Genomic DNA, 26572 nt, shown 5'->3' on the forward strand with positions numbered 1-26572 from the left:
TCATCGGCCGTCCATCCTCCCCGGGCGGAAAATCAGCCAATGACACCACGCATCATAAATATCCGTCATGAAGCACCACGTCATGATATTGGACCGTAACAATCCCAGCTTCAGGCTAAATACGAAAAATATAGATAAACCAGACAAACCTTCCTGATCATGCCCATTCCTTCCCGGGCGTCCTCACCTCCCGCCGCACGACGCACCGCCCTCTCGCACGCCCAGCCCTCCCACCCCCCGAGTTCCCGTATCCACCGAGGAGGAGATCCCGGACATGCTCGCTCAGACGCCTCCGCCGGACGGCCCGGCCCGCGTACCCGCCCGCGGGAACACATCGGGCGGCCGGGACGGTGACGCGTGAACGCCGGGCCCGCGGACCTGCTGCGCCGCCTGTGCGACACCACCTCGGCCAGGCTCTCCGGCGCGGAGCTGCGCGAGCGGGTGAGGCAGGTGCGCGCCGGCCTCGACGCGCCGCTGCGGGTCGCGGTGGCGGGCGCGGTGAGCAGCGGCAAGTCGACACTGGTGAACGCGCTGCTCGGGCTGCCCGTCGCCCCGGTGGACGCGGGCGAGTGCACCTTCGTGGTCACCCAGTACGAGTACGGCGAGGACGACGGCCACATCACGGTCGAGCTCACCGACGGCGGGGTGGCCCACTCCCGGCTGCTGCCGGGACACCGCCTCCCCTCGGAGTTCGGCGTCGACGTGGCCAGGATCCGGCGCCTGCGGGTCACGCTGGACCTGCCGTCGTTGCGCACGATCACCATCGTCGACACCCCCGGCATGAACACGGTGACGGTCGCCAACGAGCGGGCGGCCAGGAGCATGCTGTTCGGCTCGGGCGACGAGGACGACCGCGCGCAGGCGATGATCTACGTGCTGCGCTACGTCCAGAAGTTCGACGACACCACCCTCGCCGAGTTCCGCGGGCTGACCGACGCCTGTGGCATGAGCTGCGTCAACACCCTCGCCGTGCTCGGCCAGGTCGACCGGCGCGGCGACGAGGGCGACCCGTGGCCGACCGCCAGGCGGCTGGCCGCCAAGGGGTACGCGGACCTGCGCACCTCCGTCTTCGACGTGGTCCCGGTGATCGGCCTGCTGGCCGAGACCGCGCGGGCCCGCCCGCTGGGCACCGAGGAGGCGGCGGCCCTCGCGGCGCTGGCCGGGCTCGACGAGGACGACCTGGAGGACTACCTCCTGGACCTGGACGACTTCCGTTCGGCGCCCGAGCTGCCCGTACCGGCCGAGGTGCGGCACCGGCTGGTGGAGCGGCTGCACCGCTACGGCATCACCAGCGCGGTGGACGCGGTGCGCGCGACCGGGACCGCCGACCCCGAGGCACTCGCCGCCCACCTGCTGGAGCGCTCGGGCTACTCCTCCGCGGGGCGGGCCGCGACCGGCTCGGTGGCCGCGGGCATCGCCCACTTCGCCCGCCGCGCCGACCAGCTCAAGGCGCTCGACGCGCTGACCCGGCTCCGCGCGATCGCCCGCACGCCCGCGATGGGGGCCGACCGCGCCACCCTGGACGCGCTGGCCGCCCAGCTCGACGAGAACCGGCCGATCGCCACCTCCCTGGGCGGTCTGCGGATCTTCACCGCCGCCGAGGCGCTCGGGCGCGGCACGCTCGTGCTGAACGAGGAGATGACCGCGGAGCTCCTGCGCCTGGCCCGCCACGACGAGCCCGCCGAGCAGCTCGGCCTGCCCGCGGGGACCCCACCCGCGAAGATCGCCGCCGCGGCCACGGCGGCGTCGATGCGCTGGCGCACCCTCGCGATGATGAGCGAGGGCAGGAGCGGCGGGCACCGGGCCAGGGACGTGCTGACCGTCCTGGAGGACCTCGTCTCGGCGGCACTGGACGAGGTGGCGCTGGAGAAGGCGGCACCGGACGAGGCGGGATCGGACGGGAGCGCACGGGACGGGCGGGCGCCCTCCGCGGGCTCGGGGGGCGGCGAACCGCTCCCCCGGGTCCGCGTGGACCCCGCCGCGATCGAGGCGCTGCGGGCCTCCCCCATGGTCCCCGCCGACGACCGGCGAGCGCTGGAGCTCCTGCTCGCGGGGGCCGAGCTGGCCACCCAGCTCGGAGCGCCGCCCGGGGCGCCGCGCGCCGAGGTCGCGGGCTACGCCGCCGCCCTGGGCGCCCGGTTCCGCACCCTCACCCACCGGCCGCTCTCCCTGCGGCAGCGGCGGGCGGCCGAGACCCTGTGCGAGGCGTACGAGACCATCTGGTCGCACTACGGCGACGGTTCCTGAGACGGCACCGGCCCCCACCCCCCGAACCATCCCCGACAGGAGAAAAAGCTCATGACGACCCCCGACCCGACCGGCCCCGTGACCAGGCTGCTGCGCTACGCCAACGAGGTCCACGCGCTGGCCGGGCAGTGCGGCAGGAAGGACCTCGCCGAGGTGCTGGCCGCGTGCGCGGGCCGCTGGAAGGACGAGTGCACCGACATCGTGGTCGCCGGGGCGCAGAAGCGCGGCAAGAGCCGGCTGCTCAACACGCTGGTGGCCCACCCCGACCTGCTCCCCGTCGACGCCGACGTCGCCACCAACTGCTTCCTGTCGCTGCGGCGCGGCCCCCGGCTGGCCGCCGTCGTGCACCGCAGCACCGACGCGGGACCCGTGCAGACGCCGATCACCGTCGAGTCGATCCCCGACTACGCCTCGATGCGCGGCGACGCGGGCAAGCGCCGCGACGTCGTCAGCGTGGACATCACCCTCGACAACCCCCTGCTCGACGGCCTGCGACTGCTCGACACCCCCGGCGTGGACAGCCTGACGGTGGGCCACCGGCAGGTGACGGTGGCCATGCTGCAACGGGCCGACGCGCTGCTGTTCACGCTCAGCGCGCAGGACCAGCCGGTGCTCAGGCACGAGCTGGAGTTCCTCGCGGAGGCCGCCGAGCGGGTCCAGGCGATCGCGTTCGTCCTGACGAAGGTGGAGGACTCGGCCAACTGGCGCGCCCTCCAGGAGGAGAACAAGGCCCGCCTGAGGACCTTCGTCACCGAGGCGATCGCGGCGAGTCCCGGCCGGGCGGCGACGCTGGCCCCGCTCCTGGAGGCGCCGTGGATCCCGGTGAGCGCCAAGCTCGCCGAGGCCGCCGCGGTCAAGCGGCGCGAGGGACGCACCGAGCGCGCCGACACGCTGCGGGCGCGCAGCGGCATGGACGTGCTGGAGCGGCACCTGCGCGGCTTCGCCGAGGGCAGGGACTCCGCGCGGGGCGCCACCGTGGTCGCCGCCGCGCTGTCGGTGCTGGGCTCGCTGGCGACCGGCGCCAAGGACGACGTCGCCGTGGGCTCCGACGACGAGGGCGACGTCACCGCCCGGCTCGCCGAGGTGGACGCCGGTCTGGCGGAGCTCACCGAGCTGGCGGGACGCCGCAGGGCGGGCGCGGTGGCCAACACCTTCCTGGGCCGCGAGGTGGCGGGCATCGTGGCGGCGCGGGTGTCCGAGATCCGCCAGCCGTACGAGAACACGATCGCCACGCTGAAGAAGCAGGCCCAGATCGACCAGTACATGGCGGAGCTGCCGGAGAGCGTGCAGCGCTCCCTGGAGGCGGCGTGGTCGCAGATCGTGTACGACGTGGAGAAGCTGGCCAGGACCACGCTGGACGCCTTCGCCCGCGACCTCGGCCTCGACCCGGTGGACCTGGCCACCGACGGGCGCGCGATGCCCAACCTGACGCAGGTCCAGGTCAAGGGCGACATAGCGGCGGACGACCCCGGCAGCGTGGACCTGATCCGGGACGTGCTGCCCTCGGCCTCGATCGGGCTGTCCCTGGGCGGCTTCGCCACGGCCCTGCTCGGCCCGGTGGGCTTCATCCTGGTCGCCCCGGCCATCGGGGCGGCCATCTTCATGGGACGGCGCTCGATGGAGAAGGTGCAGCGCAGCCAGGCGGCGATCAGGGGGGCGCTGCGCGACCAGTTCTCGGTGGTCGCCAGGGAGATGACGCTCGACCTGGAACGGATGGTGGCGACCTGGCGGGTGGGCGTCGAGCAGACCGCCGACGAGAGCCTGGCACGGCGCCGCAGGGAGCTGGAGACCAGGCGGGCCGAGCTGAAGTCCGCCTCCGCCCGCTCGGCCGCCGACCGCCTCAAGGCTCGTAAGTCGGGCGAGGACCGCATCGCCGCGATCGCCACCCTCACCACGCGCGGCCAGGAGCTCCGCGGGGAGCTGGCCACCGCGGTGGCCGCCCTGGGCGCCGAACGGCCGGTGCCCGCCACGACGACCTGACCGGATACCTCCCTCGCCACGACGGGTCGCGAGACGCGCCCCCGGGCGGGGGCGCGTGAACGATCAGAGGGGCAGGTGCACCAGGGTGGCGGGCTGGTCGCGGGCGGTGCCGAGAGCGTCGGCGGGGCGGTGCAGGCAGAGCAGGCCCGTGGCGACCCGGGCGACCGGCTCGAACATCCCCGGTGTGCGGTGCACCTCCCGCGCCCCGCCGGGGGTGACGTGCAGCAGCCTGCTGCGGCCCGCGTCCTGCATCGTCATCCACATCGAGTCGCCGTCGGCGACGAACCTGGGGCGCTCCCAGCGGTGCCGCGAGGTGAGGTGGCCCGCCAGGGTCGCCGACTGCTTGCCCATCAGGAACTCCAGCGTCTGGGAACGCTGGTCGAAGATTCCGACCGACCAGCCCCTGGCGGGGCTCACCTGGTCGGTGCCGACCGCGTAGATCTGGTTGCCCGCGGGGAACCAGCGCAGCGCGCCGCCCCGGGGACGCGGCATGACCAGCCTTGTCCTGCCGTCGGCGGTGTCGGCCTCCAGCCCCGCCGAACCTGAGGTGAACCACCGGCCCTGGTGCAGGACCACCTGGTGCAGCCAGCTCCGCCCCGGCTCGCGCACCGTCGGGCGCACGACGCCGCCGGGGTCGACCAGGCACAACACCTGCCACGGCCGGAAGTCCTGGTGCCGGTTCTGGAACATCGGCTTGTTGCTGCTGAACTGCCCGAGCACCACGGTGCAGCCCGGCGCGCCCACCGAGGACGACGGCTCGGTGCCGCTGGGCGCCTCCTGGTCGAGCAGCCGGCGCAGCCTGTTGTCCTCGTTGAGGAACCACTGGGCGTACGGGCCCAGCTCGCGCGGCTGGGGGGCCTGGAAGGCGAAGGTCCCGCCCAGGTCCAGCTCGACCATGGCCAGTTGGCCGGTCTCCCCCCAGGGCAGGCCCATCGCGGTGTCGACCGGGACGGCCTGCCGGGAGTGGAAGAAGACCCACGCCGTACGGCCGTGGGCGATCACGGTCGGGTTGCCCCACATCTGCATCGGGTGGGTGGCGCGGATGGCCAGGTCGGAGGTGAGGGTGCGGACCAGCACCTGCGCGGGCCCCACCTGCTCCACGGCCACGACGCCCTCTCCGGACGCGGCCCACTCCACGAGCCTGCCGAAGCGGAACTCCCGGTCGTGGCGGCCCCCGACCCCGTCGAGCCTGCGCAGGAGATGCCCGTTGTCGAAGGCCTGGTGGACGAAGACCCGGCCCGCCTCGGCCCGCGCCTCCAGCACGGCGTCCATGACCTTCTCGATCCCCTGGACCGTGGGCCCGCCCGCCGCTCCTCCGGCGCCCGCGTGGCCCCCGTCGCCCACGACCGGGCCGGCCGGGGCCCGGTGGCCGCCGGTGGCGCCGTCCCCGGGACCGGTGAGCACCCGATGGTCTCCGGTGGCGCCGCCCGCCGGGCCGGTGAAGGCCCGCGAGCCCGCGACCGGACCGGCGACCGGGCCCGCGCCCGGCGCGCCGGGCGGCCGGTGGCCCCCGGCGGGGCCGCCCGCCGGGGAGTCCGTCGCCGGGCCGGTGAAGGCCCGCTGTTCCGTACCGGAGACCTGCCCGGTGCCGGGGGCGCCGGTGGGCACCGGGTGGCCGCCGGTGGCGGGAGCGGGTCCCCGGCCGGGCTCGCGGTGCTCGACCTTGAGCTTCCAGGCCAGCTGCGCGGCGCCGTACGCGACCACGATCTTCGGGTCGTCGTAGGTCCTGACCCGCTCGCCGAAGCGCTCGCGTACGGCCTTCTGGACCAGCGGCATCCTGCTGGGCCCGCCGGTCATGAACACCGCGGCCAGCTCGTCCGACCCGACCCCCGCGCCGCGGATCGTCTCGTCGAGGATGTCGACCGTCCTGACGATCTCCTCGCCGATGAGGTCCTCCAGGTCGGCCCTGGTGATGTGCACGTCCTCGTTGATGCCCACCACGTAGTGGGAGGAGGTGTCGAACTTCGACAGCGTCTCCTTGGCCTCCCTGGCCATCTTGAGCAGGTCGGCGGCGTAGCTGACGTAGCGGCGCTCGGGGTTGGTGGTCACCTGCTGCCACCAGTCGGCGTCGAGCCGCTCGATCTGGGCGCCCAGGAACGCGAAGACCTGCTCGTCGAACCCCTCGCCGCCGATCTCGTCGCTGCCTCCCGGCTCGCCGACGACCGCGAAGTCACCGCCGTCCACGGTGAGCACGGCCGCGTCGAACGTGCCGCCGCCGAGGTCGTAGACGGCTAGCCGCGATCCGCCGGTCGCCCGCCCCGCGGACGCGAAGTAGCGGGCCGAGGCCACGGGCTCGTCGATGAGCGCGATGCGCACGCCGCTGACGACCTTCTTCGCCGCCGCCAGCAGCACCGCCTTGCGGTCGGCGCCCCAGGCCACCGGGTGGGTCAGCGCGATGCAGTCGGGCTCGGCGCCGTCGAACCGCCGCCGCCCCTCGCTGACGAACAGCTCCAGCAGCGCCGCCAGGGCGTCGGCCACGTCCACCGGGACACCGCCGAGCAGCATCCGGCCCCGGCCGACGTAGCGCTTGGGGTTGCGCTCGACGCGCTCGGGGCTGATCGCGATGCCCCGCTGGGCGATCCTGCCCGCGACGAGCGTTCCCCGCTCGTCCAGCATGACGGCGGAGGGGATGCGCCGCTCTCCCTCGACCTCCAGGACGTCGAAGCGCCCGTCCGCCGCCATCACCCCGGCGGAGAAGCTCGTCCCCAGATCGACACCGAGGCACCACTGCGCCATGTCCACTCCTAAAGATCAGGACCCATCATCCCGCATCCGGCGACCACCGCCGGGGCGCGGGCCGGAGCACCGGGACCGGTCCGGGTCACTGAACGCCGGCGATCGCCGGGATGGGCGCGGGAGTTTCCTCATCATCTCGTGCCCGCGCCGGTGCCGTCTCCACCGCTCACGATTCCGCCGTACGGCGGCGAGGCGCCCGGGAACCGGCCCCGTGCGCGCGGGCGGGCGTCCCCGAGGGGTGGCGGGTCAGCCGCCGGTGGCGCCGTCGGGGCGGACGGCCAGGGCGGCGATGACGCGGGCGAAGTCGGGCGGGGGCGCGACCACCAGGCGGGTCTGCCCGTCCTGGCTGACCAGGTCGGCCCTGATCAGGGAGAGGCGGCCGCCGTGCCACCAGTAGACCTGCGGGCTGAGGGCCCCGGCGCGCATGTCGAACTCCCGCTGGGCGAACAGCCGCAGCCGCTCGATCGCGCGGACCACGCTGATGCTCTCGACCGGGTGGACGATCAGTGTCGCCGGGTCGGGCAGGGCGACGAGGACACCGTCGGAGGGGACCGGCAGGTAGTCGCTCAGCCTGCGCAGGTGGGCGGCGGCGCCCTCGGTGCGGCCGGTCAGCCTGCGGACCGCCACGCCTCCGAGGTCTCCCTCCGTGACCGAGAGCCGCTCGTCCCTGCGGGCGTTGTCCAGGGCCAGGTCGAGCGCCTGGGCCGCGGTGATCGGCCAGCAGCCGACCTCCTCGGGACGGACCTGGCGCCCGGCGGCGCCGTCTCCGATGGTGAGCACCTCGACCAGGTCGGCGGTGAGGTGGCGCCCGACCACGCGGGCCGCGTCGAGGTCGTCGTCGAGCTGGATGCGGGTCCGCAGCATCGGGCGCACCTGCTCCAGGTCACAGGCGTCGAACGGCTCGTCCGCCGTGTCCAGGACGTGGGACAGGTGCCCGGAGACGATCACGGGCCAGTCCTCGCGGGAGCGCCGGAGCGCCTCGGCGCGCAGCCCGGTGAGCCGCACCACGATCCGGCGCGGGCCGGTGAGCGTCAGGGTCGCGCCGCCGGGATCGAAGGCGCAGGCATAGCCGAGATTGTCCGCGACCAGGGCGAGCAGGGAGTCGAGATCGACCTCTTCGACCGGACGCGGCGGCGTCTCGGGCCGCCGGTCGCGGTGCCGCCTGAACAACCTCACGCGTGCGCCCCCTCTGCCGGTTTCCTCCTAGGTTCGCACCTAGAGTGCCTTGCCGACGCCCCCTGTTGAGTAGGCCAGAGAGCACGATTTTGCATCAATAGCACCAAGTGCCCCGAGCAATACAGAAAACTGTGGCTTTCCATGCCCTATCGGAAGCCCCGCGATAACGGGCACCCCGAGCGGCGCGAGCAACTCCTCCAGCACCGGGTAGGGGTCGCCGCAACCGACCCAGGACCCCAGGACGAACCCGGCCGCCCCGTCGAGCGCCCCCGTCTGCAGCAGCTGGGTGAGCATCCTGTCGATCCGGTACGGCGCCTCGGTGACGTCCTCCAGCAGGACGATCCGGCCCCGCGCCGACAGCGCGTACGGCGTGCCGCAGAGCGCGGCCAGCAGGGTGAGGTTGCCGCCGGTGACCGGCGCCGTGACGGCGCCGGGAACGATCACCCGGTCGCCGGTGACCGTCGGCGGGGCTCCGGCGAGGGCGGCCGTGAAGTTCTCGAAGGTGCGCGGTTCGGGTCCCTCTGGATCGCTGATCGTGGAGCAGGCCGGCATCGGCCCGAACCAGGAGGCGACGCCCAGCTCCACGGCGAACGCGCGGTGCAGGGCGGTGATGTCGCTGGAGCCGACGAGCGCCTTGGGACCGGCGGCCCGCATGGCGTCCCAGTCGAGGTGGCCGAGGAGACGGGTGGCGCCGTAGCCGCCACGGGCGCAGAACACCGCGCTCACCGCGGGGTCGCACCAGGCGTCCCGCAGATCGGACGCGCGGGCGGCGTCGGAGCCCGCCAGGTAGCGGTCTCTGTCGAGGACGTGGGCGCCGACGACGACCTTCAGCCCGAGCCCCTCCAGGAGGCGGATGCCGCGCGCCAGCCGCTCGGAATCGGGAGGTCCGGACGGGGCGACCACCGCCACCGTGTCGCCCGGGCGCGGCGGGGGTGGGACCGGTATTCCGGCGGCCGGTTCGTTCACTCCGCAAACGGTGCCACACTGGGCTTTCATATGCGACCTCCGCCCCACATCCTGGTGGTCAACGGCATCAAGGTCCGCAGGCCGGTATTCGTGCTCGCCGCCCCGCACTCCGGCGCGGATCTGCTGGCCCGCGCCCTGAAACGCTCCCCCGGATTCCACGTCACCATGGGGCGGGCGGCGGTGGCGCACGTCGTCTACGCCTTCGCCCGGCGGCCCTCGATCGCGGGACGGGGCATGGGAGCGACCCGCGTGCTACGTGACGCCATGGCCGAGTCCTGGCAGATCGTCCCCGGTGCCTGCGAGGAGTGCCCGGCCCCGTGCCGGGAGGCGGGCGGCGTGACCGGCGCGGGCCCCTGCGTGGCCTCGGGTTCCGTGGTCCGCTTCGGCGACGCCAGCCCCGACCTGCTCTACAGCGCCTCGGTGCTGCTGCAGGCCTTCCCCGACGCCCGCTTCGTCCAGCTCATCAGGGACGGGCGCGACGTGGCCGCCGACATGCTGGCCGACCCCGCGTCCCTGACGTGGTTCAAGCCGGCCATGCTGAGCGACGAGACGGAGTTCCCCAACCCGTTTCTCGGCGTCAACTCCGGCGAGCACCGCGAGCGCTGGAAGGCGATGCCCACGGCGGGCAAGTGCGCGCTGCGCTGGCGCAGCGCGGTGCGGCTGTCGGCCTCGCTCCACCAGGAGCTGCCCCGGGAGCAGCTGCTGACGTTGCGCTACGAGGACCTGGTCTCCTCCCCCGGCGAGGCCCTGGACGGGCTCTCCCACTTCCTGGAGACGCGGGTCCCGAAGATCGCCCTGCTGGGCAGGAGCGTGCCGAAGGTCGGCGTCTGGCGTACCCGCCTGCGCGGCCAGGACGCCGAGCTGGTGGCCAAGGTCGCCCGTGAGGAGCTCGCCCGCCTGGGCTACGTCCCGTCGTCCTGACGCTCTTTTGAGCCGTTCAGGCCGTTCGGGCTTCTCCGGAGGCCCCGTCACGGGGGCGCGGCGCGGTCACCAGCCCTTGACCTCGAACGTCGCACCTGGCCGGATGTCCCCCGGCCGGGCGGGACGGCGGGCCGTGACGGCCGTGGAACCGGCGCGGGGAACCGGGACAGCGGCGACACCGGGGACACTGTCGCCGACGCGCAGCGTGCCCAGGATCGTCTCCCAGGTACCGTCCACCGACCAGCGGCGGTGCCGGTTGTAGACGGTCTTCCAGTTGCCGTAGGCCTCAGGCAGCTTGCGCCAGGGGCAGCCGGTCCTGGTGCGGAAGAACACCCCGTCGATGATCGTGCGGTGATCGGCCCACCGGTTTCCCCGCCGGGCGTGAGCTGGCAGCAACGGCGTCAGCCGTGCCCACTCGTCGTCGGTCAGGTCATCGCGTTTCAACCGGTCGTCCACGTCCCCATGATCTAACACCATGGGCACCGGAAGATCCACTCACCGGCGCGCGGTCAGCCGTCGCCGGCCGCCTGGAGATCCGGCGGACCGCCGCCCCGGGAAGGCCCGGAGGCCCGGCCGGTCCACGACCGGGGAAGATCGGCAGGCCCGGCGGAGCGCGGCCCCGGAAGGTCAGGAGGTCTGGCTGAACTGGGTCCGGTAGAGCTCGGCGTAGACCTCTCCCCTGGCCAGCAACTCCTCGTGGCGGCCCCGCTCGACCACCCGCCCGTCCTGGATCACCAGGATCTGGTCGGCCTCGCGGATCGTGGACAGCCGGTGGGCGATGACCAGCGAGGTGCGTCCGGCCAGCGCGACCTTCAGCGCCTTCTGGACGGCGGCCTCGGACTCGGAGTCGAGGTGCGCGGTGGCCTCGTCGAGGACGACCACGCGGGGCGCCTTGAGCAGCAGCCTCGCCAGGGCCAGCCGCTGCTTCTCGCCGCCGGACAGCCGGTGGCCCCGGTCGCCCACCACGGTCTCCAGGCCCTCGGGGAGGTCCAGGACCAGGTCGGAGATCTGGGCGGCGCGCAGGGCGTCCCAGATCTCCTCGTCGGTGGCCCCCGGCCTGGCGTAGCGGAGGTTGGCCCCGATGGTGTCGTGGAACAGGTGGGCGTCCTGCATGACGACTCCCACGGTCTCGCGCAGGGAGGCCAGGGTGGCGTCGCGCACGTCCAGGCCGTTGACGCGGACCGCGCCCTCGCCGACGTCGTAGAGGCGGGAGACCAGGCCCGTGATGGTGGTCTTTCCCGCGCCCGAGGGGCCGACCAGGGCGACCATCTCGCCGGGGCGGGCGGTGAAGGTGACGCCGCGCAGCACCTCGTGGCCTGGCCCGGTGTCGGGGCGGGCCACCGCCTCCAGCGAGGCCAGCGACACCTCCGAGGCCGCCGGATATCTGAACCGGACGTCGTCGAACTCCACCGAGGCCGGCCCGCCGGGAAGGGGCCGGGCGCCGGGCCTCTCGGCGATCATGGGCCGCAGGTCGAGGACCTCGAAGACCCGGTCGAAGCTCACCAGCGCGGTCATCACGTCCACGTGCACGTTGGACAGGCTCGTCAGGGGGCCGTACAGGCGCATCAGGAGGGCGGCGAGCGCCACCAGGGTGCCGAGCTCGAAGACGTCGGAGACGGCCAGCACGCCGCCCACGCCGTACACCAGGGCGGTGGCCAGCGCGGCGACCAGGCCGAGCGCGACGCGGAAGACCGTCCCGTACATGCCGACGGTGACGCCGACGTCGCGCACCCGTCCCGCCTTGTCGCCGAAGGCCGCGGTCTCGTCGGCCGGGCGGCCGTACAGCTTGGCGACCATGGCTCCGGCGACGTTGAACCGCTCGGTCATCATGGTGCTCATCTCGGCGTCGAGCTCCATCTGCTCGCGAGTGAGGCCGGACATCTTCCTGCCGACCCATTTCGCGGGGAAGATGAAGATCGGTAACAGCACGAGGGCGATGACGGTGATCTGCCACGAGAGCACCAGCATGGCGCCGAGGACCAGCACCAGCATGACCACGTTGGCCACGACCGACGACAGGGTGCTGGTCAGGGCGCGCTGGGCGCCGATGACGTCGGTGTTGAGCCGGGAGACCAGGGCGCCGGTCTGGGTGCGGGTGAAGAAGGCCACGGGCATGCGCTGGACGTGGTCGAAGACCTCCGTGCGCAGGTTGTAGATGAGGCCCTCGCCGATCCGCGAGGAGAACCAGCGCTGGGCCAGGGTGAGCGCCCCGTCGGCGACCGCCAGTCCCGCGATGACCAGCGCGAGGGCGACCACCACCCCCTGGCGTTTGGCGATGATGCCGTCGTCGATGATTGCCTTCATCAGCAGCGGGTTGGCGATCACGATGACCGATCCGACCACGACCAGCGCCAGGAAGGCGGCGATGTGCCGCGAGAAGGGCTGTGCGTAGCGGGCGATGCGTCTGACCGTGCCCGGCGCGAGACGCTGCTTGGTCACCGACCTGTCACGCCGGAACGAGAACATCGCCTGGGGGCCGAGCCCCCCGCCCATCATCGCCATAAGGCCTCCTCTCCCGATGCGAGCACCGGGAGAAGCACGCTCATTCCCCTGTCAGCTTGAGGCGAACACCGATGGGCCGCGGCCCCGGACCACGGGCGGGACGGCCTACCCGAAGAGCGCCTTGACACGCGCCGCCTGCTCGCGCGCCTCGGCCGCGCCCTGCTCCTCCAGCGTGCGCCCCGAGGCACCCTGAAGCAGCCGCTTGGTCGCCGCCGCGGCGTCGCGGTTGGTCGCCAGCAGCGCGTCGGTCAGGTCGCGTACGGCCTGCGTCAGCTCCTGCGGCGCGACGACCAGCTCGGCCAGGCCGATCCTCGCCGCCTCCTGCGCCCCCACGACGCGGGCGGTCAGGCAGATCTCGATGGCCCTGGACAGGCCCACCAGGTCGACCAGCGGCTTGGTGCCGGTCAGGTCGGGAACCAGCCCGAGGGCCGGCTCCTTCATGCACAGTTTGGCGTCGTCCGCCAGGACCCGCAGGTCACAGGCGAGCGCCAGCTGGAACCCCGCGCCGACCGCGTGGCCCTGGACCGCTGCCACGGAGACGATGTCGGGACGCCTCAGCCAGAGAAAGCCCCGCTGGGCCTGCGCCACCCGCTCGGCGAAGGCCGCCTCGTCGAGTGTCGCGGAGGACGCGAACGACCCCTGCCCTGGAACCCCCTCCGGGGTGAACATCCTCAGATCGATCCCAGCCGAGAAGGACGGCCCCTCACCTCTGATCACGACGACCCTCACCTGCTGCGGCAGGCCGTCACCGATATGAGCCAGAGCCGACCAGGTAGCGAACGTCTGAGCGTTCCGCTTCTCCGGACGGTCCAGCGTGATCGTCGCGATCTCGCCGTCCACCTCATAGCGCAGACCGACCTCCTTGAGAGAGATCTCCTCCGCACTCCCCCCGAACGCCACTTCCGCCATCGCCTGTTCTCCCACCTTCGGTGTCCGCCTCGCCCGAGCCTATCGATTCCCCAGAATGAGGTTCTACAGGTCCGGGCGGGCACGGCTTCAGCGTGGGGGACGAGCGGCTGCGGTCGCGCGTTCCGAGGCGGGGTCAGCGCTTGGACTTGCCTCGGGTGGCGCCACCGCGCCCGCGCAGAGTCACACCGGACTCGCTCAGGATGCGGTGGATGAACCCGTACGACCTGCCGGTCGAAGCGGCCAGGGCACGGATGCTTTCACCCGCGCTGTAGCGCTTCTTGAGATCGGAGGCCAGTTTTTCACGATCGGCCCCGGTAACCCGGGTGCCCTTCTTCAGAGTCTCGGCCACGAGTACCTCCTGTAGTGCCAGACTTCCGCAGCGTTACACACGCCATGATCAGTCATTTCAGCGAGATCGGCTACCTACTCCACGGGAAAAGATCCGTACCCGCTCAAATTAAGATCAGGCAAGTGCCACAAGATCGGAAAATTCGTCGCTCCACGCGTCTTCAACTCCGTCAGGCAGCAAGATCACCCTATCGGGTCGTAGCGCCTCTACAGCACCCTCATCATGCGTGACAAGCACAATCGCCCCAGAATAGGACGTTAGCGCCGAAAGAACCTGCTCTCTGCTGGCGGGGTCGAGGTTGTTGGTGGGCTCGTCGAGGAGGAGGACGTTGGCCGCGGACAGCACCAGCGTGGCCAGCGCCAGCCGCGTCTTCTCCCCGCCGGACAGCACCCCCGCGGGCTTGTCCACGTCGTCGCCGGTGAACAGGAACGAGCCCAGGACCTTGCGCAGCTCCACGTCGGGAAGCTCCCCCCCGGCCGAGCGCATGTTCTCCAGCACCGTACGCCCGGGGTCGATCGTCTCGTGCTCCTGCGCGTAGTAGCCCAGCTTGAGCCCGTGTCCCGGCCTGACCGCGCCGGTGTCGGGCTGCTCGATGCCGCCGAGGATCCGCAGCAGAGTGGTCTTCCCCGCGCCGTTCAGGCCGAGGATGACGACCCTGCTGCCCCTGTCGACGGCGGCGTCGACGTCGGTGAAGACCTCCAGGGAGCCGTAGGACTTCGACAGCCCCTCCGCCATGATCGGGGTGCGTCCGCACGGGGCGGGCTGGGGGAAGCGCAGCTTGGCGACCTTGTCGCTGCGCCGCTCCACCTCCAGGCCCGACAGCAGGCGCTCGGCGCGGCGCTGCATGTCCTGCGCCGCCTTGGCCTTGGTGGCCTTGGCGCGCATCTTGTCGGCCTGCGACATCAGGGCCGAGGCCTGCTTCTCGGCGTTGGCGCGCTCACGCCTCCTGCGCTTCTCGTCGGTCTCCCGCTGGGCCAGATAGGACTTCCAGCCGACGTTGTAGGTGTCGATCACGGCGCGGTTGGCGTCGAGGTGCAGGACACGGTTTACCGTCGCTTCAAGAAGCGACACGTCATGGCTGATAATGATCAAGCCGCCCTGGTGAGATCGTAAAAAATCACGAAGCCACCCGATTGAGTCCGCATCTAGGTGGTTTGTCGGCTCGTCAAGAAGGAGAGTCTCCGCCCCGCTGAACAGGATCCGGGCCAGTTCCACCCGCCTGCGCTGCCCTCCGGAGAGGGTCTCCAGCGGCTGGCCGAGCACCCGGTCGGGCAGCCCCAGGCTGGAGGCGATGGAGGCGGCCTCCGACTCGGCGGCGTACCCGCCCAGGACGTGCAGCCGGTCCTCCAGGCGCCCGTAGGCGCGGACCGCGCGGTCTCTCTTGCGGTCGTCGGCCGAGGACATGCCGGTCTCGGCCTCACGCAGCTCGCGCAGCACCTGGTCGAGCCCGCGGGCCGACAGGATGCGGTCGCGGGCCAGCACCTGCAGATCGCCGGTGCGCGGGTCCTGCGGCAGATAGCCGACCTCGCCGCTGATGGAGACCGTGCCCGAGGCGGCCGACCCCTCTCCCGCGAGCACGCGGGTCAGCGTGGTCTTCCCGGCCCCGTTACGGCCGACGAGCCCGATCTTGTCGCCGGGGTTCACCCGGAAGGACGCACCCTCGATGAGCAACCGGGCCCCGGCCCGCAATTCGATGTCAGAAGCTACGATCATGGTTGGAGAACACTCCCAGCAGGAAATACACAGGCTCACTTCACTGTGGCCGAACCCGCCGCGCCCTGTGTCTCCCGGCTCTCGGCTCGGCCGTCTCGCCTTCATCGGGACGACGGTCAATCGGGAGTGCGCATACCGATCAGTGTACGGCGCGGCATCGGCTGGCTTCTCCACAATTACCCGGGCCCCCGCCACGGGAGGCCCGCTCACCTGGAACCCGGCACCCGGCTACGCGGGATCGCTCACCCTGATGCGGACCGCGCGGAACTGGGCGGGGGTGTCCTTGAGGATCACCAGCCGCGGATCGGGGACCGTCAGGAAGGGCTCGGTCTCCAGCGCGAAGACCGGGGCGAGCCTGCGGTCGGACCGCAGGGCGTCGACCGCGCGCCGGTCACCGCCCAGCACGACCGCCTCCAGCTCGCCCACGTGCGGGCCGAGGACGCGCAGCGCCACCTCGGCCGCCGCCTCGTGCGCCTGGTCCACCTGCTTCTCCCTGCGCCGGGCGAAGCGCCGCTGTGACCAGCCGCCCGCCGCGCTGCGCCCGTGGACCTGCCGCGAGCCGACCTTGGAGGAGATCAGCTCCTCGCCCTGGAAGATCCCCGCCGCGTGGCCGCCCAGCCGTACGAGCAGCACGCCGATCCTGCGCTCGGTGCGCACGTGGGTGATCAGGCGGGCCATCGGGCCGCCCCCCGAGGGGCTCAGCGGCGGGAACGGCACCTGGCACTCGGCGACCGCGCCGTCCGCGCCCTCGAGGCGTACGACGGAGGCGGAGGCCGTCACGCTCGGCGGGCCGTGCCGGTCGACGAAGCCGTCGATCCAGCGGTTGAGGCGCTCGGGCGCCACGGAGACCCAGCGGCCTCCGCCCTTGGCCGGTCTCGACGTCATGGAACGCGACACTACCGGCTGACCTCGCGGAACACACGATCTCACAGGTCAAGTCCAACGAATGGCGAAATATCGGTGAACATCACCGTGCGTTACTTCTGTGACGGTAGAGAATGCTCCATTCTCGGAACGTGACGACCAGAGCGCAAGCCAACCCGCAGTCCTCCGCGGCAGGCACGGGTGTCACGCCTGTCGTCGATCTCGACACCGGGGGCGTCATCGCCTTCCAGGCCGACGGCGGGGGCCGCGGGAACATCTCCTCCACCATCCAGACGGTGCGCGACGTCGCCGCGAGCGAGGTCCTGCTCCCCCTGGTGCTCACCCTGCCGGCGTCCGCGGCGATCGGCGGCTCGGCCGCCCTCGCACCGCTCCACGAGGCCCTGCGCGCGTCAGGCCGGCGCCCCCGCGAGGTGATCCTCACCGTACGAGGTGACTTCGCCCAGTTCGAGCGCCGCTCCCTGCTCACCGGGCTGGACGGCCTGCGCGCCATCGGCTACCTCATCGCGGTGGGCGACCTGGGCACCGGGCACGTCCCGCTGGACCTGCTCGCCGACGCGGCACCGTACCTGGCGGTGATCTCACCGGACCTGATCGCCCAGGTGCCCCGCGACGCGCGACGCGCCGCCATCGGCGAGGGCCTGGCGCGGGTCGCGCGGGCGGCGGGGGCGCACGTGCTGGCCCCGGGCGTGCGGGACGAGGCGCAGCTCACCGCGGTCCGCGGCTGGGGGGTGCGGCTGGCCCAGGGCCCGCTGCTGGTCCCCGGCCCGTCGGGGCGGGTGCACGTGCCACTGCCGGTCATCGAGCAGGAGCCCTCGCGGTTCGTCCTCGGCCCCCGCGTCCACGAGTTCCTGCTGCCCGCGGTGACCCTCCCCTACGAGGCCACCGCCGAGGCCGTGATCGACGCCTTCGGCAGCGAGCCGTCCATCACCAGCGTGATCCTCGTCGACGAGTACCAGCGCCCCAAGGGCAGCCTCGACCGCAGCCGCTTCCTGCTGTCGATCGCCGGACGCTTCGGCCACGCCCTGCACGGCAAGAAGGCCGCCGGACGGCTGGCCGACCCCGCCCGCACGGTTCCCAAGTCCACCCCCGCCATAGCGGCCATGCAGGTCGCGGGCCGCGACTCCGAGCGCGTCTACGACGACCTGGTCGTCACCGACGAGGTCGGCCGCTGCATGGGCGTCGTCCGGGTCTCCGACCTGATCCGCCAGGTCGCGGCCATGCAGCGCTGAGGGTATCGACGACCACCGCGGCAACGGCCCGCCTCGTCGCGCCAGACCCCGCCGCCTTTACGTTGTAGATTCATATATGCGCCACGCCGGGGCCGTACCCCCTTGGCAGGCGCGCATGATCACGATAGGAAGGGCACAGCGGCCGAAACAACGGCGAGGGGTACGGAATGGACGATCGCGGGCCTCGGGTCGGGCGGCGGGGGCTGCTCGGCGCGGGACTCCTGGCCGGAGCCGGAGCCGCGCTGTCCGGATGCACCTCCGGCGACGCCCCCGCCGCCGCTCCCGCCGCGACGCGGCCCCCGCCGTTCGACCCCGCCAGCTGGGAGTCGGTGCGGGCCCAGTTCCCGCTCGACCCCTCCCACGCCCAGTTCGCCGCCTACGTCCTCGCCTCCCACCCGGCCCAGGTTCGGCGGGCGATCGAGGAGCACCGGCGCGGCCTCGACACCGACACCGACGCCTACCTGCACGGCGAGGACAGGGAGGGGGCGGTGCGCGAGGCCGCCGCGGCCTACCTGGGCGCCGACGCCCCCGACGTCGCCCTCACCGACAGCACCACGATGGGCCTGGGCCTGCTCTACGGCGGCATGCGGCTGCTCCCCGGCCAGGACGTGCTGACCACCGAGCACGACTTCTTCGCCACCCACGAGAGCCTGCGGCTGCTCGCCGCCAGGACCGGCGCCAAGGTCCGCAGGGTCCGCCTGTACGACGACCCGGCCAAGGCCTCCGCCGACGAGATCGTCTCCCGGCTGAAGGCCGCGCTCAAGCCGAGGACCCGGGTGGTGGCGATCACCTGGGTGCACTCGGGCACCGGGGTGCGGACGCCGGTCAGGGCGATCGCCGACATGATCGCCGAGGCCAACCGCTCCAGGGACGCCGAGGACCGGGCGCTGCTGTGCGTCGACGGGGTGCACGGCTTCGGCGCGATGGCCGACGGGGTGGAGGAGCTGGGCTGCGACTTCCTGGCCAGCGGCACCCACAAGTGGCTGTTCGGGCCCCGGGGCACCGGCGTCCTATGGGGCAGGGGCCGGGCCTGGGACGCGCTGCTGCCGGTGGTCGCGAGCTTCTCCAACGTGACCGTCGATCCGGGCACCGGCGACGAGCCGTACGGCCCCGGCGGGCTCCTGCACACCCCCGGCGGCTACCACAGCTTCGAGCACCGCTGGGCGCTGGACGAGGCCTTCGCCTTCCACCGGGCGATCGGCAAGGAGCGGGTGGCGGCCAGGATCACCGAGCAGGCCACCCGGCTCAAGGCGGGGCTCGCGGACCTGCCCAACGTGCGCCTGATCACCCCGGTCTCCCCCGAGCTGTCGGCCGGGCTGGTCTGCTGCGCGGTCGACGGCGTGGACGCCCCGGCCGCGGTGGGCAGGCTCCGCCGCGACCACCGGATCATCACCAGCGCCACCCCGTACCAGGACGTCTACCTGCGCTTCGGCCCCGGGATCGTCACCACTCCCGAGCAGGTGGACCAGGCGGTGCGGGCCGTCGCCACGCTCAGGTGACGTATGGTACGAGTTAGGCTTACCTAACCCGGACCCCACGGAGTGTCATATGGCAGACGAAAAAGCCGCGCGTTCCGCACGGAAGGTGACGAGCGGCCTGGTCCGGCGGGTCGAGCGGCTCACCCCCCACATGATCCGGGTGGTGCTCGGCGGCGAGGGCCTCGCCGGGTTCCGCGCGGACGAGTACACCGACCACTACGTCAAGCTGCTGTTCGCCCCGGCCGGGGTGACCTACCCGCGGCCGTTCGACATGGAGGCGATCCGCCGCGACCTGCCCCGCGAGCAGTGGCCCACCACCCGCACGTACACCGTCCGCCGCTGGGACGCCGACGCGGGCGAGCTGACGATCGACTTCGTCCACCACGGCGACAGCGGCCTCGCGGGACCGTGGGCCGACCGGGTCCGGCCCGGTGAGGAGCTCCACTTCTTCGGCCCCGGCGGCGCGTACGCGCCCGACCCGGAGGCCGCCTGGCACCTGTTCGCCGGGGACGAGAGCGCGCTGCCCGCCATCGCCGTCTCCCTGGAGAACCTCCCCGCCGGAGCGCCGGCCTGGGCCTTCATCGAGGTCGAGGGCCCCGAGGAGGAGCAGAAGATCGACTCCCCCGGTGACGTGAGGATCGTCTGGCTGCACCGCGGGAGCGCCCCGTACGGCGAGATGCTGGTCAAGGCGGTCCGCGAGCTCGACTTCCCCGACGGCGACGTGCACGCCTTCGTCCACGGCGAGGCGGGCGCCGTCCGCGAGCTCAGGCGCCACCTGCGCGCCGAGCGCGGCGTCCCGCTGGCGAGACTGTCCATCTCGGGCTACTGGCGCCTCGGCCGCGACGACGAGGCGTGGCGCTCCTCCAAGCGCGAGTGGAACGAGCAGATCGAGGCCGAGGAGGCCGCGGCGCTCTCGTCCTGACCCCCTGAGCCGTCCCGCCCGGCCGGAACCGGCACGATCAGAACCGGCACGGGCGGAACCAGCACGGTCAGAACCGGCACGGGCGGAACCGGCACGGGCGGAACCGGTGCGTTCAGAGCCAGCCCTGGGCGCGGGCGCGCTCGGCGGCCTCGGTGCGGTTGCGGGCATGCGTCTTCTGGATGGCCGAGGAGAGATAGTTGCGCACCGTGCCCTCCGACAGGTGCAGGCTCCCGGCGACGTCGGCGACGCTGGATCCGCCCGAGGCGGCGGCCAGGACGTCGCGCTCGCGGGCCGACAGCGGGTTGGGGCCCGCGCTGAGCGCGGCGGCCGCCAGGCCGGGGTCGATGACGCGCTCGCCGTCGCGGACCCGCCGGACGGCGGCGGCCAGCTCGCGGGCCGGGCTGTCCTTGACCAGGAAGGCCATCGCGCCCGCCTCCATCGCCCTGCGCAGATAGCCGGGACGGCCGAAGGTGGTCAGGATCATGACGCGGCAGCCGGGCAGCGCCTCCCGGATCCGCGCCCCCGCCGTGATGCCGTCGCCGCCGGGCATCTCGACGTCGAGCAGCGCGATGTCCGGCCGGGTCCTGAGCGCCACGTCGAGCGCCTCCTTCGCGGAGGCGGCCTCCCCCACCACCTCGATGTCGGGCTCCAGACCCAGCAGCGAGGCCAGCGCGCCCCGCACCATCGCCTGGTCCTCCACCAGCAGCACCCGGATCATCGAACACCTCCCGCGTGAACGACCCCCGCCTCGGCCCGGAACCCGGCCCCGGTCCCCACACCCGCCCGGATCCCGCCGGCCCCGGCCCCCCGCAGGACGTCAGGCATGGGACGCCGCGGGCCGCGGGACCGAGATCCTGAGGGCGAAGCCGGTCGCGCACGGCCCCGCGGAAACCGTACCTCCCGCGGCCCGCACCCGCTCGGTGAGCCCGGTCAGCCCGCTGCCCGGCCCGTAGGGGGACGCGCCGCGCCCGTCGTCCACGATGTCCAGGGTGGCGGCCTCCTCGCCGGTGGTCACCTCGATCTCGCACCGGGTCGCACGCGCGTGCCGGATGACGTTCGTGACGCCCTCCCGCACCGCCCACCCGAGCAGCTCGTCCAGCGTGCCGGGCGGCGGGGTGCCCGCCAGCCGGATCGTCACCCGCGTCCCCGCCGCCTCCAGCGCGGCGCGGGCACCGTCCAGCTCGCCGGAGAGCCCGCGCTGCCGGTAGCCGGTGACGGCGTCGCGCACCTCGACCAGTGCCTGCCTGGCCACCGCCTCGATGTCGCGGATCTCCGCCACCGCCCGTTCCGAGCCGTTCTCCGCCAGCCGCCCGGCCAGCTCGCTCTTCAGCACGATGAGCGACAGGCTGTGGCCGAGCAGGTCGTGCAGGTCCCTGGCGATGCGCAGCCGCTCCTCGCTCGCGGCCAGCCGTGCCACCTCCTCCTGCGCCCGGCGGAGCCGCACCACCAGCATCCGGGTGTTACGCACCCCCATGAACAGGACACCGAGCGTGAGGACCTGGAAGACCAGCACCAGGATGCCGCCCGGGTCGTTCCCCTTCAGCAGGCCGACCAGCACGACGGTGAAGACCATCGCCAGCACGCCCGCCACCGACAGCCGGGGGCGCAGCGCCATGCTGTAGACCACGGTCATGTAGATCGGCAGGGTCAGCCAGCCGCCGCCGAAGACTACCGCCAGGCCGACACCCAGGAGCGTGGTCACCCCCAGCAGCCAGTACGTCATGGGGGTCGGGTCGCCGAAGTTCCTCGGGCTCAGCACGGTGGCGACGTAGAGGCAGACGAAGACGGCCAGCCCGGCGCCTCCCCACAGGGCCCTGTCACCGGTCACCTCGCCGGTGACGATCTCCAGCACCGGGAAGCACAGGTACACCAGGCCGATGGAGATCCCCGCGAGCCGCCGGAGTCGGGACGGGGACTCGTCCGTCCCACCGGAGGTGAGCAGCGGGAGCATCGTCATGCCCGCGCGAGGGCCCGGCGGTAGGCGAGCACGGCGACGGCGCAGAGCCCCGCGGCCCAGACCGCGACCGTCACCACGTCGGACGCCGGCGGCGCGACGCCCGCGACGATGTGCCAGCCGATGTCGGCGTAGGGGAAGGCGGGCAGCACCCCGGCGACGGTTCTCATGACCTCGGGCATGGTCTCCACAGAGAACCACAGGCCGCCCAGGAGCGCCAGGACGAACGTGCTCATCACCGCGGCCGACTGGGCGGTGTCCGCCGGCAGCAGCGAGCCGATGACCAGGCCGAGCGCGGCGAACGGCACGGTGCCGATCCACAGGGCCGAGACGAGCGAGAGCCACTGCCCCGCCTGCAGCCGGACGTCATGGGTGACGACCGCCGCCAGGCAGACCAGCGCCAGGGACGGCAGCACCAGCAGCAGCGAGGTGATCAGCTTGGTGACGATGATCGACCAGTCGCGCAGCGGGGTGACCCGCAGCTGGCGGAGCCAGCCGGACTGCCGCTCCTGCGCCCACGGAACGGCGGTGCTCATCATGGAGGCCGCGATCGCGCCGTACGCGGCCATGGAGACCATGAGGGTGACGGCGCCCGGCGCCCCGGCGAGGCCGGCCCCGGCGCCCCACATGCTTGCGGAGAGCAGGTAGAAGCCCACGGGGAAGGCCACCACGAAGATGGTGTAGCGCTTGTTGCGCAGCATGCGCAGCATCTCGATCTTGACGTGGTTCGGCATCACGGCTCCCGGGTGAGCGCGAGGAAGGCGTCTTCGAGGTCGGTACCGGCGATGCCGAGGTCGCGGATCTCCAGCGAGGTGCCCCGGTACAGCGCCGCCACGGTGGCGTCGGGGTCGCTGGTGCGCAGGGTGGCGACGTCCTGGGAGACCTCCACGGCGGAGACGCCCGGCAGGCGGTCGAGGCCCTCGGCGGGCTGCCCGCCGAGGGCGAAGCGGACGACGTGGCCGCCGTTGCCCGCCTTGAGGTGGGCGGCGGTGCCGTCGGCCACGATCCGGCCCCGGGTGATCACGATCACCCGGTCGGAGTTCTCGTCGGCCTCCTCCAGATAGTGGGTGGCGAACAGGACCGTACGCCCCCCGGCGGCGTAGGCGCGCATGCTCTTCCAGAAGAGCAGCCGCGACTCCACGTCCATGGCCGCGGTGGGCTCGTCCAGCACCAGCAGCCTGGGCGCGCCCGCGACGGCGAGGGCGAACCTGACCCGCTGCGCCTGCCCGCCGGACAGCGTTCCGGCGCGCCGGCGCTCCAGGCCGGTGAGGTCGGCCATCCGCAGGATCTCCTCCAGAGCGAGCGGTTCCGGGTAGAGGCGCCGGACGAAGTCGACCAGCTCCCGGACCGTGAGCTCGGGCACGAGCTCACCGCTCTGCTGCATGGCCCCGATGTCGCCGCGGGCGACGGCCTCGCCGGGGGAACCGCCCAGAACCTCCACCCGGCCCCGGGTCGGGCGGGTCAGGCCGAGCAGCATGTTGATCGAAGTCGACTTCCCGGCCCCGTTGGGGCCGAGCAGGGCGACGGTCCGGCCCACCTCGACGGTGAGATCCAGGCCGTCGACGGCGAGCGTGTTCCCGTAGCTCTTGCTCACGTCGGTGAGGGCGATGGCGTCCATGCCTCAACGCTAGGAGCGCCCGGCGTGAATCCTCAGTGCCACTCCTCCGGGTCTGGCGGTGACATTTGTCAGATGCGCCGGCTCCGACGGGGTCCGCTCAGAGGCGGCAGGCGAAGATGGCGGTCACCAGGATGGCCTTGGCCCCCATCTCCCAGAGCTGGTCCATGACCTGCTGGTGCCCCTTGCGCGGGACCATGGCGCGGACCGCGACCCAGCCCTCCCGGTGCAGCGGGGAGACCGTCGGCCCCTCCATGCCGGGGGTGAGGGCGATGGCCTCCTCGATCCGCTCGGCGCGGATGTCGTAGTCCATCATCACGTAGTCGCGCGCCACCAGCACGCCCTGCAGGCGGCGGATGAGCTGCCGCAGGCCCGGCGTCTCCTCGGTGCCGATCCCCTTGATCAGCACGCCCTCGGAGTGGGTGATCGGCTCGCCGAACACCTCCAGGCCGATGTTGCGCAGCGTGGTGCCGGTCTCCACGACGTCGGCCACCGCGTCGGCCACGCCCAGCCGGATGGCGGTCTCGACCGCGCCGTCCAGCTTGATCACCCGGGCCTCGACCCCCTGCTCGGCGAGGTAGGACTCCAGCAGGCCCGCGTAGGCGGTGGCGACGCGCCTGCCCTTGAGGTCGGCGACGGAGTCGAAGGCGCCGGGGTTGGCGGCGAAGCGGAAGGTGGAGCGGCCGAAACCGAGCGGGATGATCTCCTCGACCCGCGCGCCGGAGTCGTGGAGCATGTCGCGGCCGGTGATCCCGGCGTCGAGGGTGCCCTCGCCGACGTAGACGGCGATGTCCTTGGGCCGCAGGAAGAACAGCTCGCAGGAGTTCTCCGGGTCGACGACCACGAGCTCCTTGCTGTCCTTGCGGACGCGGTATCCGGCTTCCTTGAGGATCGTCTGGGCACCCTCGGTGAGGGCGCCCTTGTTGGGTACGGCGAGACGCAGCATGACTGGGTTCCTTACATGGGGACGGGACTGCCTACGAGACCGTGAGCCGGGCGCACCGGCTCACAGATGCTTGTAGACCTCGTCCAGCCCGATCCCCTTGGCGATCATGAGGACCTGCACGTGGTAGAGGAGCTGGGAGATCTCCTCGGCCGCCCGCTCGTTCGACTCGTGCTCGGCCGCCATCCAGCTCTCGGCGGCCTCCTCCACGACCTTCTTGCCGATGGCATGAACCCCGGCGTCCAGCGCGGCCACGGTGCCCGAGCCCTCGGGCCGGGTACGCGCCTTGTCGGACAGCTCGGCGTACAGCTCTTCGAAGGTCTTCATGATCCCTCTCGGCATCGTCGGATGGCCCGTCAAGCCTAACGGGCCATCCGACCCCACCGCGTGCAGGTCCACGCTGTGGGACGCGCGTCGCCCGGTCGCCGTCCCCTATCTCCCGAACGGCCCGGCGCCTTCCGGTAGTGCTCAGTCGTTGACGCAGCGGAGTACGGGGTGGGTGACGAGGGCTGCGGGATCGGGTGAGCCGGTGACGTGGAAGGTGACGCTCTCGCCGGGCAGCAGGGTGATGAGCATGTCGTCGATGAAGGAGGCCGCGTCGAGGCGGTCGGGGAACAGGGCGAGGTCGCGCAGGAGGGTGCGGGCGGTCACGGTGAGGTCCAGGCCACCGCCTTGTGCGGGGGTGATCTCGGTGTCGTAGACGGCGGCGGGGAAGGCGACCTGGGTGTCTTCGGCGAAGAAGTGGAGGGTGCGGTGTTCCTCCAGCCGTGCCGACAGCAGTTCGGCCGAGGGGTCTGCGGGTAGGGCCACCGAGTTCGGGAGCGCGATCGTGGTCACCGAGCGGGGCGCTGTTTCGATGGCGAGGTTCTCCTTGGCCAGGGGTTGGCCGGTCAGGGAGAGGCGCTGGAGTTCCAGCTCGCCTCTCCAGGGCTGCGGGTGGTCGTTGATCACGGCGATGGCGTTGTTTTGGATGCTCAGCAGGCGGTCGGCGTAGACGCGGCGTAGCGCGTACCACAGGGGTTTGCGGCGGCCGGCGCCGTCGATGGCCGACCAGGAGGTGACCGGCCAGCAGTCGTTGAGCTGCCAGACGATGGTGCCGGCGCAGTAGGGGGCCAGGGAGCGGAAGCGTTCGATGCCGAAGGTGACGGCTCTGGCCTGGTTGAGCTGGGTCAGGTAGTGCCAGTCGTCGTAGGTTCGCGGCGCCGGTAGGTGCCGGCCTAGGCCGCGGAGCAGTTTGGTGTTGCCTTCGTGGGCTTTTTGGTGGTGCAGGACCAGGGGGGCGTCGGGGGTCAGATCGCCGCTGACGGCCTCGCGCAGCGTGGTGTGGGCGGGTGGGCCTTGGAAGCCGAACTCGGCGACGAAGCGGGGGGTGTAGGTGGCGTAGTGGGTGTAGTCCTGGCGGTTCCATACGTCCCAGATGTGGGTGGTGCCGCGGGCGGGGTCGTTGGGGGCCAGGTCGGGGTGGCCGGAGTAGGGGCTGCCGGGCCAGTAGGGGCGGGTGGGGTCGAGTTCGGCCATCAGGGCGGGCAGCAGGTGGTGGTAGAAGCCCGCTCCCCAGGTGCGTTCGCCCAGGGTGTCTTGCCAGCCCCAGTCGGCGTGGCCTTCGAGGTTTTCGTTGTTGCCGCACCACAGCAGCAGGGAGGGGCGCCAGGACAGGCGGGTGATGTTCTGGCGTGCCTCGGCCTCGACCTCGGCGCTGAAGGGTTCCTCTTCGGGGTAGGCGGCGCAGGCGAAGGGGAAGTCCTGCCAGATGAGCAGGCCGAGTTCGTCGGCCAGGTCGTAGAAGTCCTCGCTTTCGTACAGGCCGCCGCCCCAGACGCGCAGCAGGTTGACGTTCGCGCCGGTGGCTTGGTCGAAGCGCTCGGCCAGCCGCTCGCGGGTGAGGCGGGAGGGGAAACAGTCCTCGGGGATCCAGTTGACGCCACGCACGAACACCGGGGTGTTGTTGACGATGACGGTGAAGCCCTCATCGGTCCGGTCCAGGCGCACATCGCGAAACCCGACCCGCCCCGTCCACTCTTCCAACGTCGCCCCGCTCTCCCCGGTC

General features: G+C 72.3%; 22 protein-coding genes. 6 read left to right on the forward strand and 16 right to left on the reverse strand.

What is annotated here, in order from left to right; genetic code table 11:
* Nucleotides 1-357: 357 nt before the first annotated feature.
* A complete protein-coding gene (locus ACSDR0_RS08095) occupies nucleotides 358-2247 on the forward strand; it encodes a dynamin family protein (RefSeq protein ID WP_435288115.1) in 1890 nt (629 codons plus the stop codon).
* Nucleotides 2248-2298: 51 nt separating this feature from the next.
* Nucleotides 2299-4227 carry a dynamin family protein gene (locus tag ACSDR0_RS08100; RefSeq protein ID WP_435288116.1) on the forward strand — a complete coding sequence of 643 codons (1929 nt, stop codon included), beginning with the start codon at nucleotides 2299-2301 and terminating at the stop codon, nucleotides 4225-4227.
* A gap of 63 nt (nucleotides 4228-4290) precedes the next feature.
* On the opposite strand, the gene ACSDR0_RS08105 is transcribed toward ACSDR0_RS08100, so the two are convergent.
* The 3 genes from ACSDR0_RS08105 to ACSDR0_RS08115 all read right to left on the reverse strand — a co-directional run bounded on the left by ACSDR0_RS08105 (nucleotide 4291) and on the right by ACSDR0_RS08115 (nucleotide 9105).
* Nucleotides 4291-6963, reverse strand: a complete 2673-nt coding sequence (locus ACSDR0_RS08105) for an Hsp70 family protein (protein ID WP_435288117.1) — start codon at nucleotides 6961-6963, stop codon at nucleotides 4291-4293.
* Between the two features lie 246 nt (nucleotides 6964-7209).
* Nucleotides 7210-8139, reverse strand: coding sequence for a hypothetical protein (locus ACSDR0_RS08110; protein WP_435288118.1), 930 nt, complete (start codon nucleotides 8137-8139; stop codon nucleotides 7210-7212).
* A 39-nt stretch (nucleotides 8140-8178) separates the two neighbouring features.
* Nucleotides 8179-9105 (reverse strand): S66 peptidase family protein, encoded by a 927-nt coding sequence (locus ACSDR0_RS08115; RefSeq protein ID WP_435288119.1) that lies wholly within the window; start codon nucleotides 9103-9105, stop codon nucleotides 8179-8181.
* A gap of 30 nt (nucleotides 9106-9135) precedes the next feature.
* Between ACSDR0_RS08115 and ACSDR0_RS08120 the strand changes: the two genes are divergently transcribed.
* Nucleotides 9136-10026, forward strand: coding sequence for a sulfotransferase family protein (locus ACSDR0_RS08120; RefSeq protein ID WP_435288120.1), 891 nt, complete (start codon nucleotides 9136-9138; stop codon nucleotides 10024-10026).
* A gap of 66 nt (nucleotides 10027-10092) precedes the next feature.
* Here ACSDR0_RS08120 and ACSDR0_RS08125 read toward each other — a convergent pair whose 3' ends face one another.
* The 6 genes from ACSDR0_RS08125 to ACSDR0_RS08150 all read right to left on the reverse strand — a co-directional run bounded on the left by ACSDR0_RS08125 (nucleotide 10093) and on the right by ACSDR0_RS08150 (nucleotide 16384).
* A complete protein-coding gene (locus ACSDR0_RS08125; protein WP_435288121.1) occupies nucleotides 10093-10482 on the reverse strand; it encodes a transposase in 390 nt (129 codons plus the stop codon).
* 171 nt (nucleotides 10483-10653) lie between these two features.
* A complete protein-coding gene (locus ACSDR0_RS08130) occupies nucleotides 10654-12528 on the reverse strand; it encodes an ABC transporter ATP-binding protein (RefSeq protein WP_435288122.1) in 1875 nt (624 codons plus the stop codon).
* Between the two features lie 105 nt (nucleotides 12529-12633).
* Nucleotides 12634-13437 (reverse strand): enoyl-CoA hydratase/isomerase family protein, encoded by an 804-nt coding sequence (locus ACSDR0_RS08135; protein WP_435288123.1) that lies wholly within the window; start codon nucleotides 13435-13437, stop codon nucleotides 12634-12636.
* Nucleotides 13438-13570: 133 nt separating this feature from the next.
* Nucleotides 13571-13786 carry a helix-turn-helix domain-containing protein gene (locus tag ACSDR0_RS08140; protein WP_030904785.1) on the reverse strand — a complete coding sequence of 72 codons (216 nt, stop codon included), beginning with the start codon at nucleotides 13784-13786 and terminating at the stop codon, nucleotides 13571-13573.
* A gap of 114 nt (nucleotides 13787-13900) precedes the next feature.
* Nucleotides 13901-15499: an ABC-F family ATP-binding cassette domain-containing protein gene (locus tag ACSDR0_RS08145; protein WP_435288124.1), complete on the reverse strand. Its 1599-nt coding sequence runs from the start codon at nucleotides 15497-15499 to the stop codon at nucleotides 13901-13903.
* Between the two features lie 228 nt (nucleotides 15500-15727).
* On the reverse strand, nucleotides 15728-16384 hold the full coding sequence (locus ACSDR0_RS08150; RefSeq protein ID WP_435288125.1) for an acVLRF1 family peptidyl-tRNA hydrolase: 657 nt from the start codon (nucleotides 16382-16384) through the stop codon (nucleotides 15728-15730).
* A 131-nt stretch (nucleotides 16385-16515) separates the two neighbouring features.
* Here ACSDR0_RS08150 and ACSDR0_RS08155 point away from each other — a divergent pair, with 131 nt between their 5' ends.
* The 3 genes from ACSDR0_RS08155 (at nucleotide 16516) to ACSDR0_RS08165 (ending at nucleotide 20013) form a co-directional block, all read left to right on the forward strand.
* On the forward strand, nucleotides 16516-17613 hold the full coding sequence (locus tag ACSDR0_RS08155; protein WP_435288126.1) for an EAL domain-containing protein: 1098 nt from the start codon (nucleotides 16516-16518) through the stop codon (nucleotides 17611-17613).
* 167 nt (nucleotides 17614-17780) lie between these two features.
* The gene (locus tag ACSDR0_RS08160) at nucleotides 17781-19112 is read left to right on the forward strand and encodes an aminotransferase class V-fold PLP-dependent enzyme (RefSeq protein ID WP_435288127.1); all 1332 of its coding nucleotides are present in this window, start codon (nucleotides 17781-17783) and stop codon (nucleotides 19110-19112) included.
* Nucleotides 19113-19161: 49 nt separating this feature from the next.
* On the forward strand, nucleotides 19162-20013 hold the full coding sequence (locus ACSDR0_RS08165) for a siderophore-interacting protein (RefSeq protein WP_435288128.1): 852 nt from the start codon (nucleotides 19162-19164) through the stop codon (nucleotides 20011-20013).
* A 112-nt stretch (nucleotides 20014-20125) separates the two neighbouring features.
* Here the strand turns inward: ACSDR0_RS08165 and ACSDR0_RS08170 are convergent, their stop codons facing one another.
* The 7 genes from ACSDR0_RS08170 to ACSDR0_RS08200 form a co-directional block, all read right to left on the reverse strand.
* The gene (locus ACSDR0_RS08170) at nucleotides 20126-20731 is read right to left on the reverse strand and encodes a response regulator transcription factor (protein WP_435288129.1); all 606 of its coding nucleotides are present in this window, start codon (nucleotides 20729-20731) and stop codon (nucleotides 20126-20128) included.
* A 99-nt stretch (nucleotides 20732-20830) separates the two neighbouring features.
* Nucleotides 20831-21970 (reverse strand): sensor histidine kinase, encoded by a 1140-nt coding sequence (locus ACSDR0_RS08175; RefSeq protein WP_435288130.1) that lies wholly within the window; start codon nucleotides 21968-21970, stop codon nucleotides 20831-20833.
* A complete protein-coding gene (locus tag ACSDR0_RS08180; RefSeq protein WP_435288131.1) occupies nucleotides 21967-22701 on the reverse strand; it encodes an ABC transporter permease in 735 nt (244 codons plus the stop codon). Before ACSDR0_RS08180 ends, ACSDR0_RS08175 begins: the two co-directional genes overlap by 4 nt.
* Nucleotides 22701-23585 carry an ABC transporter ATP-binding protein gene (locus ACSDR0_RS08185; protein WP_435288132.1) on the reverse strand — a complete coding sequence of 295 codons (885 nt, stop codon included), beginning with the start codon at nucleotides 23583-23585 and terminating at the stop codon, nucleotides 22701-22703. Before ACSDR0_RS08185 ends, ACSDR0_RS08180 begins: the two co-directional genes overlap by 1 nt.
* A 97-nt stretch (nucleotides 23586-23682) precedes the next feature.
* On the reverse strand, nucleotides 23683-24528 hold the full coding sequence (gene hisG, locus ACSDR0_RS08190) for an ATP phosphoribosyltransferase (RefSeq protein WP_435288133.1): 846 nt from the start codon (nucleotides 24526-24528) through the stop codon (nucleotides 23683-23685).
* A gap of 60 nt (nucleotides 24529-24588) precedes the next feature.
* The gene (locus tag ACSDR0_RS08195) at nucleotides 24589-24852 is read right to left on the reverse strand and encodes a phosphoribosyl-ATP diphosphatase (RefSeq protein ID WP_012892448.1); all 264 of its coding nucleotides are present in this window, start codon (nucleotides 24850-24852) and stop codon (nucleotides 24589-24591) included.
* Nucleotides 24853-24993: 141 nt separating this feature from the next.
* Nucleotides 24994-26572: glycoside hydrolase family 2 protein (locus ACSDR0_RS08200; RefSeq protein ID WP_435288134.1), on the reverse strand; the 1579-nt coding region annotated here is incomplete at its 5' end.

The organism is Streptosporangium sp. G11 (assembly GCF_051192615.1).
Taxonomy (GTDB): Bacteria; Actinomycetota; Actinomycetes; order Streptosporangiales; family Streptosporangiaceae; genus Streptosporangium.

Bases quoted from the DNA above. Each gene is read 5' to 3' on its own strand.
- ACSDR0_RS08100 (WP_435288116.1), top strand. From the start codon at position 2,299: ATGACGACCCCCGACCCGACCGGCCCCGTGACCAGGCTGCTGCGCTAC.
- ACSDR0_RS08105 (WP_435288117.1), bottom strand. From the start codon at position 6,963: ATGGCGCAGTGGTGCCTCGGTGTCGATCTGGGGACGAGCTTCTCCGCC.
- ACSDR0_RS08120 (WP_435288120.1), top strand. From the start codon at position 9,136: ATGCGACCTCCGCCCCACATCCTGGTGGTCAACGGCATCAAGGTCCGC.
- ACSDR0_RS08130 (WP_435288122.1), bottom strand. From the start codon at position 12,528: ATGGCGATGATGGGCGGGGGGCTCGGCCCCCAGGCGATGTTCTCGTTC.
- ACSDR0_RS08135 (WP_435288123.1), bottom strand. From the start codon at position 13,437: ATGGCGGAAGTGGCGTTCGGGGGGAGTGCGGAGGAGATCTCTCTCAAG.
- ACSDR0_RS08145 (WP_435288124.1), bottom strand. From the start codon at position 15,499: ATGATCGTAGCTTCTGACATCGAATTGCGGGCCGGGGCCCGGTTGCTC.
- ACSDR0_RS08150 (WP_435288125.1), bottom strand. From the start codon at position 16,384: ATGACGTCGAGACCGGCCAAGGGCGGAGGCCGCTGGGTCTCCGTGGCG.
- ACSDR0_RS08160 (WP_435288127.1), top strand. From the start codon at position 17,781: ATGGACGATCGCGGGCCTCGGGTCGGGCGGCGGGGGCTGCTCGGCGCG.
- ACSDR0_RS08165 (WP_435288128.1), top strand. From the start codon at position 19,162: ATGGCAGACGAAAAAGCCGCGCGTTCCGCACGGAAGGTGACGAGCGGC.
- ACSDR0_RS08170 (WP_435288129.1), bottom strand. From the start codon at position 20,731: ATGATCCGGGTGCTGCTGGTGGAGGACCAGGCGATGGTGCGGGGCGCG.
- ACSDR0_RS08175 (WP_435288130.1), bottom strand. From the start codon at position 21,970: ATGACGATGCTCCCGCTGCTCACCTCCGGTGGGACGGACGAGTCCCCG.
- ACSDR0_RS08180 (WP_435288131.1), bottom strand. From the start codon at position 22,701: ATGCCGAACCACGTCAAGATCGAGATGCTGCGCATGCTGCGCAACAAG.
- ACSDR0_RS08185 (WP_435288132.1), bottom strand. From the start codon at position 23,585: ATGGACGCCATCGCCCTCACCGACGTGAGCAAGAGCTACGGGAACACG.
- hisG (WP_435288133.1), bottom strand. From the start codon at position 24,528: ATGCTGCGTCTCGCCGTACCCAACAAGGGCGCCCTCACCGAGGGTGCC.
- ACSDR0_RS08195 (WP_012892448.1), bottom strand. From the start codon at position 24,852: ATGAAGACCTTCGAAGAGCTGTACGCCGAGCTGTCCGACAAGGCGCGT.